This window comes from Vibrio sp. HB236076 (assembly GCF_040957575.1).
GTDB lineage: Bacteria > Pseudomonadota > Gammaproteobacteria > Enterobacterales > Vibrionaceae > Vibrio.
Map to the genome: position 1 here is coordinate 450,152 of NZ_CP162602.1, position 13,768 is coordinate 463,919.

General features: G+C 41.6%; 13 protein-coding genes. 8 read left to right on the plus strand and 5 right to left on the minus strand.

The genetic code is table 11. The features are described 5' to 3' along the window. Positions 1-106 precede the first annotated feature (106 nt). Positions 107-529 carry a phosphate-starvation-inducible protein PsiE gene (locus AB0763_RS15270; RefSeq protein WP_306099301.1) on the plus strand — a complete coding sequence of 141 codons (423 nt, stop codon included), beginning with the start codon at positions 107-109 and terminating at the stop codon, positions 527-529. Between the two features lie 81 nt (positions 530-610). Here the strand turns inward: AB0763_RS15270 and AB0763_RS15275 are convergent, their stop codons facing one another. Then, positions 611-1,399 carry a lipase gene (locus AB0763_RS15275; protein WP_306099302.1) on the minus strand — a complete coding sequence of 263 codons (789 nt, stop codon included), beginning with the start codon at positions 1,397-1,399 and terminating at the stop codon, positions 611-613. Positions 1,400-1,525: 126 nt separating this feature from the next. Between AB0763_RS15275 and AB0763_RS15280 the strand changes: the two genes are divergently transcribed. Further along, positions 1,526-2,302 carry an SDR family oxidoreductase gene (locus AB0763_RS15280; RefSeq protein ID WP_306099303.1) on the plus strand — a complete coding sequence of 259 codons (777 nt, stop codon included), beginning with the start codon at positions 1,526-1,528 and terminating at the stop codon, positions 2,300-2,302. Between the two features lie 39 nt (positions 2,303-2,341). Here AB0763_RS15280 and AB0763_RS15285 read toward each other — a convergent pair whose 3' ends face one another. After that, positions 2,342-3,616: a diguanylate cyclase gene (locus AB0763_RS15285; protein WP_306099304.1), complete on the minus strand. Its 1,275-nt coding sequence runs from the start codon at positions 3,614-3,616 to the stop codon at positions 2,342-2,344. Positions 3,617-3,625: 9 nt separating this feature from the next. After that, a complete protein-coding gene (locus tag AB0763_RS15290; RefSeq protein WP_368644133.1) occupies positions 3,626-4,645 on the minus strand; it encodes an ABC transporter substrate-binding protein in 1,020 nt (339 codons plus the stop codon). Positions 4,646-4,895: 250 nt separating this feature from the next. Here AB0763_RS15290 and AB0763_RS15295 point away from each other — a divergent pair, with 250 nt between their 5' ends. From AB0763_RS15295 to AB0763_RS15315, 5 genes are read left to right on the plus strand one after another with little or no spacing between them, the layout of a single operon-like run. Further along, positions 4,896-6,056: an HDOD domain-containing protein gene (locus tag AB0763_RS15295; RefSeq protein WP_306099306.1), complete on the plus strand. Its 1,161-nt coding sequence runs from the start codon at positions 4,896-4,898 to the stop codon at positions 6,054-6,056. A gap of 3 nt (positions 6,057-6,059) precedes the next feature. Then, complete coding sequence (locus AB0763_RS15300) at positions 6,060-6,425, plus strand: response regulator (protein ID WP_306099307.1); 366 nt, start codon at positions 6,060-6,062, stop codon at positions 6,423-6,425. Then, positions 6,422-7,003: a chemotaxis protein CheC gene (locus tag AB0763_RS15305; RefSeq protein ID WP_306099308.1), complete on the plus strand. Its 582-nt coding sequence runs from the start codon at positions 6,422-6,424 to the stop codon at positions 7,001-7,003. Before AB0763_RS15300 ends, AB0763_RS15305 begins: the two co-directional genes overlap by 4 nt. Positions 7,004-7,024: 21 nt before the next feature. Beyond that, positions 7,025-8,326 carry a sensor histidine kinase gene (locus AB0763_RS15310; protein ID WP_306099379.1) on the plus strand — a complete coding sequence of 434 codons (1,302 nt, stop codon included), beginning with the start codon at positions 7,025-7,027 and terminating at the stop codon, positions 8,324-8,326. Between the two features lie 9 nt (positions 8,327-8,335). Further along, positions 8,336-9,631 (plus strand): HD domain-containing phosphohydrolase, encoded by a 1,296-nt coding sequence (locus tag AB0763_RS15315; RefSeq protein WP_306099309.1) that lies wholly within the window; start codon positions 8,336-8,338, stop codon positions 9,629-9,631. A gap of 33 nt (positions 9,632-9,664) precedes the next feature. Here the strand turns inward: AB0763_RS15315 and AB0763_RS15320 are convergent, their stop codons facing one another. Next, positions 9,665-11,188, minus strand: a complete 1,524-nt coding sequence (locus AB0763_RS15320) for an ATP-binding protein (protein ID WP_306099310.1) — start codon at positions 11,186-11,188, stop codon at positions 9,665-9,667. A gap of 284 nt (positions 11,189-11,472) precedes the next feature. Then, positions 11,473-12,669 (minus strand): MFS transporter, encoded by a 1,197-nt coding sequence (locus AB0763_RS15325; protein WP_306099311.1) that lies wholly within the window; start codon positions 12,667-12,669, stop codon positions 11,473-11,475. Between the two features lie 131 nt (positions 12,670-12,800). Between AB0763_RS15325 and AB0763_RS15330 the strand changes: the two genes are divergently transcribed. After that, positions 12,801-13,688: a LysR family transcriptional regulator gene (locus tag AB0763_RS15330; RefSeq protein WP_306099312.1), complete on the plus strand. Its 888-nt coding sequence runs from the start codon at positions 12,801-12,803 to the stop codon at positions 13,686-13,688. Positions 13,689-13,768: the final 80 nt, after the last annotated feature.

Below are 13,768 nucleotides of genomic sequence, written 5' to 3' on the forward strand. Positions count from 1 at the left end.
ATTAGGGTGAGTTTGATTATGCTGCCAGAACTTGAGTTCCGTTCTGTGGGGTTTTACCCAGTTTTGAGTCAATTTTGAGTTAGTTGAATAGCCTAAGGGGTTATGGATGAGCGTATTAAAAAAAATAGGAAACCGGTCACTGAGTTTGGTCGAGGATCTCGGGTTATTACTCATCGCGGTAATGACGGTCATCGCCATGGGGCAAGAAGTCTGGTTAGTCATCAGTAATAAAGCAGTGACCTTGGCCGATCTGCTATTGCTGTTTATTTATCTTGAAGTTTTGGCAATGGTTGGTTTGTACCTAAAATCGGGGCGATTACCGGTGAGAATGCCCTTGTACATCGTGATTGTTGCTTTGGCTAGGTACATGGCACTTGATATGAAAAACCTTGATACTTGGCGTATGCTCGGATTGTCGGGGGCGATTTTTATTGTCGCTTTGGCGATTTTATTAATTCGTTTCGGGCACACCCGTTACCCCTACGGCGATGCTGACAACAGCATGACCAAAAAAGACAACCAGCCTTAACTGAGCTTTATACTGGGCCTTGTCATACCCCATTCCGAGGGCGGCGTGGCTCTTTTTGTGTTTACGTTGCGTTGGTGGCTTTTAGCGTTCGTCAAAAAAATCTTTGTTTCTAATGTACTTACTCATGAGGTGATAAGAGAAAGGACGAATAATCCAACTGAGCAGTGAGCGCCCTAGGCGAATGAGTGTGGGGGTGTTTTCATAGATACGGCCATTGTAAAGCCACAGAGCTTTACCGGCATGCCAATAGACAAAGGGCACTGGAGGCATAAAGGTAACAATATCGATATCACAGCAAATGCGATAGGTTTTGTGGCTCAGTTTATAGCGACGTTTAAACCGCCAATCTCCGACAGCAGGTTGACCAAATGTCACGACGCGCTTGATCGATTTAGGATATTGTCGCTCGAGATAATCGGCGACCACACAACCAATGGCACCGCCTGAGGAGTGGCCAGTGATCGAGATGCGCTTTCCCTGTTTTATGAGAGGGACCAAAATCGCATTCAGGCGTTCAAAAACACTCAAGCCTAACGAGTCTTCATTGTGACTGGGTTGGCTTTCTTGATGGAGTAAATGATGGAAGCCGGCGTGAATGCGATAAGGCAATCGCCATTGCTCTAAACTTTTCGTCCACATGGCAAAATTCCACAGCCAGTCACTTAGGCTGTGAGAGCCTTTAAATACCACCACCACTTCTTCTTTTTCCTTGTTCCAAAGCACTCGGATCATGATCTTACCATACTGGTTTTTAATGACTCTTTGTCCGTTAGGGTCAAAACCGTAGCGCGTTTGTTTGAAAACACGGGGGTAGGCAAGATTACATAATACAGCGTAGCGTTCGTATTGATAACGTTTTAATGGCTTCAAAGTTTATCGTGATTGTGAAACAAGCAGAATGACATACACTATGCAAACTTTGTGACCGTGCTATGAACTTGAGCAGAAAAATTAGGTAAAATTATACGCTTTTCACTAAAGGGTCAGGAGATTTTTATGGCAACAGCGTTAATTACCGGAGCTTCAAGAGGTATAGGTAAAGAGCTGGCTAAAATACATGCGAGTCATGGTGGTGATTTAATCTTGATCGCCCGTAACGAAGGCGATTTGCTTACGTTGAAAAACGAGTTACTGGCGCGTTGGCCAATCCGAGTCGAGGTCATTGTCGCTGATCTTTCTTCTACTCAGGCCGTTAATGAAGCGTATCAAAGTGTTAAGCAGCTCAATATGTCAGTCGATTATTTGATAAACAATGCAGGTTTTGGCGGCTACGGGCCTTTCTATCAACGTCAATTTGAGCAAGATAGGGAAATGGTGATGGTCAATATCTTGGCGTTAACACAATTAACCCATTGCTTTTTGCCAGAAATGATCGTCAAAGGCTCGGGGAAAATCCTCAATGTCTCCTCGACCGCCTCTTTTTTACCTGGGCCATTGCAAGCGACTTACTACGCGACTAAAGCGTACGTCACGTCACTTAGCGAAGCGATTGCACAAGAAGTAGCCGGCTCAGGGGTGACGGTTACCGCTTTGTGTCCCGGCCCTGTGGATACCGACTTTGTCAAAAGAGGAGGGCTGCAGGGCGTAAAAGCGTGGGGGATGGCAAAATCTGCCCCCCACACCGCGAGTGTGGGTTATCAGGCCATGCTCAATGGAAAACGCATTGCATTTGATAACAAAGGACTGGGCGCGTTATTAACTTGGATCGTGCCACTATTGCCGAGACGGTGGGTGAGCTATTTTTCACAAAAAACCATGGAGCGTCGCTTATAGCGAGAGCAATTTTGTCAGCCCGCTAATCAAAACGGTCAACTAAATAGACGTCGCTTTTTTATCTGTATACATACGTTGGTCGGCGAGGGTTAACAGTTCATGGGTATTTTGTGTGTCGTCTGGATAATAGCTCACTCCAATACTGGCTCCAACAGATAGCTCTTGGTCTTGCCAATAAATTGGTTCTTTTATGACCGCGTGGATTTGTTTAATCTTTGGCTGCAAAGCAACAAAATTATCCACTAAGTCTAAACAGATAACAAATTCATCGCCGCCTAAACGCCCCGCAAAGTCAGACTCTCTTATGTTGTCAGAGATGCGCTTAGCTGTCGTCTGTAATACGAAGTCCCCTGCGGAATGGCCATAATGGTCATTCACGGCTTTGAATTTATCTAAATCAATAAAGAGTACGGCTAACTTGTATTTAGTTCGCTTGGCTTTGTGAATTGCGGTTTCTAGTGCTTCTGTTAACGCACGTCGGTTGAGTAACCCCGTGAGAGAGTCGTGCTCTGAAAGGTAAACCAATTCTTCTTTTTGCGTGGTTAAAATCTGTGTTTGCTTCTCGATCTCAGCTTTGAGTTCATCTCGGCTAAAGGTAATGTTTTTGAGCTGTGCCGTCATACTATTAAATTGTTTGGCGATTGTGTCGAACTCTAAATCTAAGTTCGCACAGGCTATCTGAGAGTCCATGTCGCCATTGGCAAGTTTACTTATTCGGCGATTTAACACTCTAAATCCAGTCTGAGTATGACGAAAAATGATATAGGAAATCACCATTATGACCACAGTGAAAGCCAGTAATTTTGTTGAAGTTGCAATGAGAGTTGTACGGTGAATCAAGGTGTTGGTAGAGATAATCTGCCGTTGAATTTGTCCGACAGCATCCTTCATCGATTGAGTGATCATGTCATATCGTGCATTGAGGATATCGATACCTCGTAGGGTATTATTAAATGGCGGACTGACTCTTTGATATCCTTGCTCAAAAGCGATCAATGATGACAAATCGCGATTAAGGCGAAATAAATGATGCCTTTTATCTAACCAATCAGGGGCAGTATTTAAGAATGCCTCTAAATGTACCTGACTTTTCTCAATATTGGTTAAGCTGGGCTCGTCTTGGTATTGAAGATAGGTCCAAAGTTGACTTTGAATACGGTCGACCTGGTGTTGAAGATGAATCAATACTTCCATACTTCTTTGATTGCTTTGCTGTGTACTTAACAGTGCTTTCATTGACGTTACGGTCAAGACAAAAAGCGTCAGCGTGATCACAATAAGCAGCATTAATTTGTGAGAGAGAGACTTTAGCATGGCGGCGGCCTAGTTTAATTTTACTGGGGCGGGAGTGGACTCGGTCGTCAACAAATCTCGAAAATTGGGCATGGGTTGCTTTGGTATCCGCCCTTTTTCCAACGCCCATCGCGCTTGTAATTCAATATTTGCTAACAAAGAATTACTCAAAGATAAATGGAAAAAGTAATCTCCCCATGTCCATGCGATTTGCTGTTTCGATGTTGAAAGTTTGTCGGCGATGATTTGTTGTGTTTCTTCATCGTTATTGCTTATCCAGTCAATCGCGCTGCGAAGTGAATCAAGCAGTTTTTTATCGGTTGTTGAAAGAGTACTCATCGGGTGTTTCATCGAAAAGAGGTTAAAGTTCAATTGATAAATACCATTAAGGCTAAGATCGGTTAGCAAATTGGCATTTTGGCTGTTTATATTATAAATGTGCGGTTCCCAAGTGCTGATGGCGACGACGTCATCGTTGAGCAAAGCTTGGCTGAGCTCCTCTGGGGAGTAAAAAACGATTTGAGCCGAATTGGGATTAATATTGTTTAACAATAAATAGGTATCGAGGTAAAACTCACTGGCGCTTGACTTAATTGCCCCAATTGGTCGTGAGAGTAAATCGGCAGCTCGTGTAATGTTATTGCTTTTCTTCGTGATGATTTTAATGTCATTGGTTGAGGTGACAAAGCTGGAAAGCAAATTAAAATCTTGTCTATTAAATCGATTAAACATGGCGACCGTCTCTGATGCTGTTGAGTAATCGACATGCCCTGAAAACATTTCTTTCATACAACGGACACCTCCGCTGCAATTAACGAGCGTGACATCAAGATTGTGTTGTGAAAAAAAACCTTGTTGCTGAGCAATAAAAAAAGGCGCAGATAATGGGGTGTGTGAAACTGCGATGGAAATGGATGTCTTTTTTGAGTCTTTCAATTGTGAATATTTTTGTTGGAATAATAAAAAAGCCAATGAAGTTAATAGGATTATTGGAAATAATAGCTTGAATTTTATTGTTTTTGTCATTTTTTTGACCCGTGTAACTGACATTGCCGATACTTGTTTTTTTCTAATTTTAGTGAGTGAAATTAAAACGATCTTAGTAAACTATATAGTTGGATTCTTACTTCTGCACAAAGAATGTGGATTGCTTGAGCTCTATCACAAATCATAAGTTGAGAGAGAAGTTTTTTAAGTCAATGGTACGCAAGTTCTGCACTGCGGCTCTAAACTTCTAATAATTGAATAGACAAGCTAATCTGTTCACAACTTTAATGTTCATAGTATTAAATAACTTATAATGATGAACTTACAGGGGAAATCCGCGCTGATGAATCAAGATTGTTTTCATGTCGTTTACATTGATGATGATGAGTTGATGCTAAGTGCCGCCCGTCGCTTGATTCGTCGACTACGCCCACGATGGACATTGACCTGTATTCAAGAGGCGAGTGATTGGCAAGCGCAGATTGAGCAAGCGCCCGATTTAATCATTTGCGATTTGATGATGCCCAAGATAAAAGGCACACAGCTGTTGCAAAGAGCGGCAGAGCAATTTCCTCTCTCCGTACGAGCTTTGATTACCGGGGGAGTCAACTTTGATGTTAACATCATCGTTGACAAATCAATTCATTTTGTGATTCCCAAGCCATTCACCGATGATGATTTTAACGATGTATTTATTCGTACCGAGCGTTTACATCAGTTCCCATTCTCACCAGACGTTAAGGAAACTCTGCTTGGGCTGAACAATATTCCTGTCTTGCCTGAATGTATCCAAAAACTGAGGAAAGCGGCAAAACAAGAGTTTTTGCATGCCAAGCAAATTGTCAAAATTATAGAAGAAGAACCCGGTTTATCAGCAAAAATTGTCAATACAGCCAATTCTTCGTTTCTCGGTTTTATGACCCCGACTCGGTCATTAGAAAATGCGGTAAACCGGTTAGGTCTTAATGTGGTGGAGTCCATTGCTTCTATCATGCTTACTGAAAACCAATTCAAAACGTTATCACCCCACCAGTACCAGACCATCACTTCAGACCATTTACATTGGGCAGAAACGGCACGATTCTTAGCAAAAAGGTTCAGTTTGACCTTAGAACAACAAGAGTCCATTTATTTAGTGGCTTTATTGTCTAGCTTGGGCGATCTCATCTTGCTAGATAATCAGAAACAACTACCGGACTTGCTAATTTCTGAAAACTTTTCTAATCAAGCGATCATTAATAGCTACTTATTTTTACTTTGGGGGTTAGAGATGGAGCTTTGTGATGTCACCTTAATGCTCGACGCCGTTGAAGATGAAGTCGAGCTTGAGGATAAATCGGTGTGTTTCGTCCTTTGGTTAGCCAGAGATTGGAAGAGGGCCAATCAACAAGGTTGTGCCGAACAATTTGCCGAACAATTTGAACCTGAAGTGGTTGAAAAACTAGCAGAGTTGTCACTCTCATTCAAGGAGTAAATGATGTCGATAATGGTCACAATTGCCGATGATTCACGCATGTCTCGCAAAGCGGTGATGAGAGCGCTACCAAGCGACTGGGACATTTCCATTACTGAAGCAGAGAATGGATTACAAGCGTTGGAGTGTTACCAAAAGGGATTAGCCGATGTGTTGTTTTTAGACCTGACCATGCCAGAGATGGATGGGTTTGAGGTGTTAGAAGCATTAAAAGAGCAAACGGCGAGGAATTTTGTGTTTGTTATCAGCGCCGACATTCAGCCTTACTCCCAACAAAGAGTGGCCTCACTCGGTGCGGTTTGTTTCTTAAAAAAACCTCTCGATAAAGACTTGTTGGCGAACGAACTTAAAAAGGTGGGGTTGCTATGAATATCATGCTAAATAGCGATCACCAGGATACCTTAAAAGAGTTCCTAAACATCTCGATGGGGCAAGCTGCAGATAAATTAGCTCGTCTTCTTAATCTACACGTCACATTAACTATTCCTGCAATTCGATTAGCGAATGAAGCTGAATTAGAAAAATTAAGCTTAGTGGAGTCAGAGTATTATTACACTCGGCAATCATTTTATGGTGGAATGACCGGGGAATTAATTACGCTGTTAAGTAAAAAAGGCGGTCATACTGTCGCCAAAGGTTTGCAATATCACGATAAGGACGACCTTAACGAGATGGAAATATTTGACAGTCTGTTGGAGATTTCAAATATTTTAAGCGGCGCGAGTTTAAAAGGGGTATGTCAGCAGCTTGAATTGAACTGTAGAGTGCAACCTCCCAGTATGTTTAAACCCTCTAATCAATCGATGGCGATTGATCAATGGCGTGTTTTTATCGTTATGGAAGTGGCTTTTTTAATTGAGTCAGCAGAGTTTGAAACAAAAACGGTTATTTGTTTGGCCGATGAAGGTATGGATAAAGTAATCGAACAATTAAATGAATGGCTTTAATTTAGAGAGTGAGGTTTGTAACTGATGAAAGCTAAGCTCATGTTGTCTGATTTACTTAATCAACTTTCTTTTGCGATTTGTATTATCCGAAAAGACTATACGATTGTTAGCGCCAATGAGTACTTTGTAACTCGTGCAAAATACATCTCTGACACACTTGTTGGTCGTAACATTTTGACGGTTTTCCCTGAAGTGGAAACCTTTTTGAAACGCAAAATTGATACGGCTTTTGTTATTGAGTCACCTAGTTTTTCGTCGTGGGAGCACGCACCCCACATATTACCTTTTACTAGCTCACGCCCTATTTCTGGAGTGGAAGAGAAAATGTTCCAAGATTTGGAGTTTATTCCTCTTCACAGTGATAATGGGCAACTAGAACACGTGTGCTTGTGTGTTTATGACGTGACAACTCAAGCTTGCCAACAGCAAGAGATCAAAGCATTTATTCAATTAGTCGAAAAAGAACACTCTGAAGTACAAAAAGCCTTGCTGAAGTTAAAAGAAGCGCAAAGTCAACTTTTACAATCAGAGAAAATGGCATCAATCGGGCAATTGTCTGCAGGTATTGCACATGAAATTAATAACCCAATTGGTTTTATCAGCTCAAATTTACAATCCTTGAAGGAGTATTTTAAATCGTATAATGAAGCCTTTGATGAAATAAATAAAAAAATTATTGAAAAAGGTGATGATAGCTTAATTGAAGACTGTAAATCTATATTTTTAACTAAGCAGCTTGATTATCTCATTGATGATATTGGAGATTTAATAAAAGAATCATTGGAAGGTTCGTCTCGGGTGATGTCAATTGTTAAAAACTTAAAAGAATTTTCGCATGTTGATAATTCGGAGTGGGGGATGGCGTCAATTGAAAAAGGTATTGAATCAACGTTGAAAATAATAAATAACGAGCTTAAGTACAATGTTGAACTAATTAAAGATTATCATCCTGATACACCAGAAATTTTTTGCCAGCCTATGCAGTTAAATCAAGTTTTTCTCAATTTGTTAGTTAACGCTAGTCAAGCGATTGAAGAATCTGGAAGTATTTTTATCAGTATACAACCTTGTGGCACCAATGTTGAGGTGGTCATTAAAGACTCTGGATGTGGGATGGATAAAAAAACAATAAAAAGAATTTTCGAGCCTTTTTATACCACCAAGCCCATAGGGTCAGGGACAGGGTTAGGGCTATCTGTGTCTTATAACATTATCAAGGCCCATCAGGGAGAAATACAAGTGACGAGTGAATTAGGACAAGGGAGCTGTTTTAAAATTATCTTGCCCCAAGCGGGGCCGAAAAAGAAAGACACTGCTCTATAAGGGGGAAATATGGACACGATTACAGAGACTGTGACTGATGTCGATAAGCTCAAACTACTCTTACTTGATGATGAGGCCGATATCTTAAAATCGCTCACGAGAGTATTAAGGCGTGATTACGATGTCGTGTCCTTTACCTCAGGAGTGGAGGCGTTAGAGTACTTAGCTTCTAATGACGTCCCTATTTTACTTTCCGATATGAGAATGCCAGAGATGGATGGAGCGGAGTTTCTCGCGAAAGCAAAAGAGATAAACCCCCAGTCAATGCGGGTTTTATTGACAGGTTACAGTGATATGGACTCGACCATACGCGCTGTGAATGAGGGGGGTATTCATACTTATCTCTCCAAACCTTGGGACAATGCCGGTTTAAAATTGACAATTGAAAAAGTGGCCGAGCTTTATACATTACGGCAAGAAAAAGCCAAACTCATGATAGAGCTAGAAGGAAAAAACCTGCAACTAGCGCAGTGGAATCAACAGTTAGAAGAGAAGGTTACTCAGCGAACAAAGTTGCTGCAAGAAACAAATTATAACTTAAAAACGGTGTTAAAAAGTCGTCAGCAAACTTTTAAAGATATTCTGAGCATGTTAACTGCCATTATACAGCATGCCACTGGTCAGCCAAGGGATCATGCAGAAAGAATTGCTGAGCAAGCCAAGATGCTTGCGAAAGTATTAGGTTTGTCCGATAGTGAAATTAACCACGTGTACTTAGCGGCATTGATGCATGAAATTGGCCTGATTGGCGGTTTAAATCACGATTTAGCCAAAAAGTATGAATCTGGTGGTGTGCAGTTTCCCAATGTCAATGCGCAACTAGGCAGTGAGGTTATTGGCCAAATCAAACGTTTTTCACCTCTTGTCGACATTGTTCTGCATCAGGATGAAAACTATGATGGCTCAGGTTTTCCACAACATTTAAAAGCCGAGCAAATACCGGTTGGCGCGCGGATTTTGAGGGTGGTTAAAAACTACGATTACCTGGTGGCATCGCCCATTAATGCCCGTCGTATGACGACGAGAAGTGCTTACGCCTTTTTAGACAAGAACAAAAACCGATTGTACGATCCTGCTATTGTCAAATTTTATCTCTCGATGATTAAGAACCTAACTCAAACTGATGGCGTGCAGTTGTGTGTCGGTGTCGATGATTTAAAAGTGGGCACCACGATTAAAAAAGATGTGTATTTACCCAATGGCAGTTTGATGTTGACAGCGGGTCAAGAGATTAACTCTGCGTTGCTACAAAGGTTAAAAGAGCTAGATCGCACCAGTGAGCAGCCCTTGGCGTTTCATATTTAGACATTAAGATATTTAATCATTGCGTTATGGCTTTTAATTGTCTTTATTGACATTTGCCTGAAAAGTTAGCGCAACTTCGACGCCAACCTTTGGGTGGTTGGCAATCTCGATTTTGCCATTGTACCGTTTCATTATGTCGTAGGCGTGAGTGAGGCCTAACCCTGCGCCATTACCGACTTTTTGGGTAGTAAAAAACGGTTCGAATATATGCTCTAAATCTTTCTCATCGATAAATGGCCCAGTGTTGTGGATGAATATACTAAATTGCGTTTGTTCTTGGCGAGAGCTTATCGTAATTACTTTAGGTTGATCATGAGGCGATTTGTGACAGGCATTGATCGCGTTTTTAAGAACTTCGACAAATAACGCCTTTAAACGAGCTTCTCTGCCAGTGGTTTTAGGCAAGCTGTATAAACTGTGATCTGTCTTAATTTGTACCTCGTTGAGCGTATCCAATTCTTCAATCGCTTTAAACAAGGGAAATACGATATCACATGAGCTTGAATTACCTTCATCAATCGTAATATCTGAAGCATAGTGACTTAACTTTTCAATTATTGTTCTTACTCTATTGGCACTGATAAGTGAGTCGTCGATGCAGTCATTTAACTCATTGATGAGCGTTATCCTGTCGTCAGTTTGCGGGTTGTTTTGAATGTTGGGGTTTACAGTTTGGTCTTCTAATTCAACTAAATACTCTTTACACAATTGCAAGTTACTGTGAATAATCCCGATGGGATTATTTATTTCATGGGCAACACCTGCAGACATAACGCCAATGGCGGCCATTTTCTGAGAGTCGACCAACTGACGTTGCGCGAGCGTTAAAGCATCACTGGTTTCTTTAAGGCTGTGGCTCTTGCGCTGTACTTGTTGCTCTAGTGCTCGTTGATATTGAGCTGAGATTTGTTCAGATTCACAAAGCTTATCAATCATATGTCGAAAAGCTTTGACCACAACAGATATTTCATCATTTCCTGATGATTGCCAAGTAAATGTTCGTTCCCCTGACGCCACCTTGAGTGCGGCCTGCTCGAGTTTAGATAAACTGCGAGTTAAATAATGCCCCAAACAATAAGCGATAGCGATAATAATAAGCACGGTAATAAAACTAAGAGCCAAAAAGTTGTGTTTGATGGTTTCCATTTGGGTGTTAGTTTCGGTGAGATCAAAGTAGAGAGTGGCGAACGCGATGGGGGTCCCTTGGTAGACAATCACTTGATCTAGGGCCACTTTATTCTCAGCAGTTAAGTTATTAAGTGATGCTCTATCACCACTTTGAGCCAGTATCACTTTATTTGGCGAGCGAATTTCAGCGTATACCATGTTATATTGCTCAACCAGTGTGGTTAATAGTTTTCGTAGAGCAATTAAATCATTGGCAAGAATAGGTCTGAGAGTCAGTGTTTGACTAATTGATAGCGTACTTTGTACCTGCTGCTCGAAGCGTTGTTTATTTTCATGGGTTAAGTAACGAAAACTCAGCGTAAAAATAGCCATACACAGCAAGAGTTGAATCATACTAAGGCCAAGGATGGTTTTCATTCTTATTGACATGGTTTATTACGCCTCTTAGAAAATACTCACCTTGTCGTTACTTTTCCTGTCGAATGACAGCGGTGTTTTAATCATTGAAAGGCTAAATCAGAACGGAGAGTATGCGATTAAACAATATGAATATACTTGCAAAGGTTAATTAGAGACATGATTAATAATAGTCGCTGAAGCGCTAAAAAGTTAAGAATTCGATAAGAAGTGCGAGCTAAGTAACTCTTTTAAGCTACTCGCTCGCGTCGAGGTCGAGAATAATTATCCTCTATTGAGTAATGACGGTTTGCCAATTAAGCATGAAGTTTGTTGTATTGACGTTTTTTAATGTAGCGATAACACATGACCAAGCCAATGCAATATACCAAAGCGACTTTTGTCGCCAATAACATACCCTGCCAGCCCCAGTTTTGGTAAAACGGCTCTAAAACGAACACACCTAAACTTGCCCCAGCATAATAAAACAAACTGTAAAGAGCCTGAGCACTGCCTTTGGCTTTAGTGACACTTTGATTGACTAAGGTGCTCGCTTGGCTGTGGCAGAAAAAGAAGCCAAATGACAATAAAATCATGCCAAGAATAAGGGTAAAAAGGTGGTGAACGCTGAGTAATACATTGGCTGTCAACATAATGGCTAACCCTAAAGCGATACCCGCACGAAGACTGTAGCGAGCTGAAAATTTGCCCGCTAAAGTGGAACTGGTAGTACCGCCTAAAAGGGTTAAAAACATCAAGCTTCGCAAATCGCTAGACAAGTTAAAAGGTTCGCCTTCTAATTCAATCATCAAATAGTTTGAGATATTGACAAAGCAACCAAACGCAATACCGATAAGAGTGTATAGGCAAAGGAGCTGTGCTGATGACAAGTGCTTGGCAAATTGAACCAGACTGTCTTTGGCTTTAAAGGGCTTTGCCACAAAGTGTCGTTGTTTGGGCAAGATAAAGTAAATCGCGATATAAAACAGGCAGCTCGTCATACCAATCACCACCGCAGAAAGTTGCCACCCCCCTAGATGCTCGGTGGCAATACCGCCAATTAAGCGGCTGCTAATACCGCCAAGCGTATTACACGCAATGTAGTAGCCGACTGCCGCAGGTAGCCAGCTTTTGCGCATTTCATCACCAAGCAGTGGTACGGCAACTGCAGGGCATACCGCGAGGCAAGCACCTTGCGCAAAACGCAAAACAATAAACATTGTGTAGTTGTCGGCAAATGGAAGCATCAAGGAGACCAACAACCCTGCCGCAGAACCCATTAGCAGCAATGAACAGCGACCCATCGCATCAGAAAGACTGGCGAAAAATAATAATCCTATCCCCATGCCGAGTAGAGGGGCCGACATGGATAGATTGGCTTGTAAAGGCGTAATGTCAAAGCTGCTTTGAATCACAGGGATAAGAGGTTGCATCCAATAGATGTTAGCAAAGGTGACAAAAGAGCAAAGACAAATAGAGAGGGTTACTCGTTGGTAATGGGTTAGATTTTTCACTTCGTCGCATAGGTTGTTGAAAGAGGCTTTCAGCTTACCGATTCATCGATAATAAATAAAATATCTTGTTTTTATGACATAGATAAATATTATTTATACCCAATGTGGCTTAGAAAAAAAGAGTACAAAGAGTGGAATTAAAACAGATGAAACACTTTCACGCCGTTGCTGAGCTCGGCAGTATTTCTGCAGCGGCTCGGCACTTGCACCTTGCCCAACCGGCGATAAGCACCAGTGTGAAAAAGTTGGAGACAGAACTCAATATACTGCTGTTTCACCGACGGGACAGAGGCGTGGTATTAACCAAAGCCGGCGAGCAATTTTTGTTGCATGTTAAACAAATTCTTAAACAGTCTGAAGACGCTAAAATGGCGATGCAAGCCTTAGAAGGCGTCGAGCAAGGCGAAGTGGAAGTTGCGGTGCCAAGTATGCTCGGCTCGTATTTTTTGCCGCCACTTTTGATGGGATTTAAACATCAATACCCGGGGTTATCGGTGAATGTATTAGATACCGGAACGAGAAATATCCGCCAAATGGTGTTAGATGGCAGTATTGAACTTGGGGTGGTGGCGGATAAAGACTTGGTTCCAGAGTTGGCGAGCGGACCGCTGATCAGCGAGGAAATGGTGGTGTGCATGTCAAGTGATCACCCTTTAACCCAAGAGCAAAGTATTGACTATCGTGATTTTCTGAGTCATGAACTGGTGCTTTTTCGCAAGGGGTATTACCACCATACACTAATAGAAAAAATGAGTGTCATTGAGCAAATGAGTCCCAAAGTGGCTTTCACCAGTAACTTACTTCCTCTGATTAAATCGGTGATCCGGCGTGGCTATGCAATCTCACCGATGTGGAAGGTCGCGATACAAGAAGACGATGACATTGTTACCCGACCTTTCAAGGAAAACTTTCATATCGATTTAAGCCTCGCTTGGCGTAAAGACAGTTACTTATCTCGTGCTAACCAAGTGTTTCGCGATTTTGTTTTATCAGAAGTCAATAAAGACCAAAATGTTTAAAAGTTAATATGCATATATAGTTATATTATAAGTGGCCGTGCCTATTATCGACATAGGTATTGATAAGAAAAATAAACAAC

Coding starts and splice junctions, on each gene's coding strand:
- AB0763_RS15270 (WP_306099301.1), top strand. CDS start 107: ATGAGCGTATTAAAAAAAATAGGAAACCGGTCACTGAGTTTGGTCGAG.
- AB0763_RS15315 (WP_306099309.1), top strand. CDS start 8,336: ATGGACACGATTACAGAGACTGTGACTGATGTCGATAAGCTCAAACTA.
- AB0763_RS15295 (WP_306099306.1), top strand. CDS start 4,896: ATGATGAACTTACAGGGGAAATCCGCGCTGATGAATCAAGATTGTTTT.
- AB0763_RS15285 (WP_306099304.1), bottom strand. CDS start 3,616: ATGCTAAAGTCTCTCTCTCACAAATTAATGCTGCTTATTGTGATCACG.
- AB0763_RS15280 (WP_306099303.1), top strand. CDS start 1,526: ATGGCAACAGCGTTAATTACCGGAGCTTCAAGAGGTATAGGTAAAGAG.
- AB0763_RS15290 (WP_368644133.1), bottom strand. CDS start 4,645: ATGTCAGTTACACGGGTCAAAAAAATGACAAAAACAATAAAATTCAAG.
- AB0763_RS15305 (WP_306099308.1), top strand. CDS start 6,422: ATGAATATCATGCTAAATAGCGATCACCAGGATACCTTAAAAGAGTTC.
- AB0763_RS15300 (WP_306099307.1), top strand. CDS start 6,060: ATGTCGATAATGGTCACAATTGCCGATGATTCACGCATGTCTCGCAAA.
- AB0763_RS15320 (WP_306099310.1), bottom strand. CDS start 11,188: ATGTCAATAAGAATGAAAACCATCCTTGGCCTTAGTATGATTCAACTC.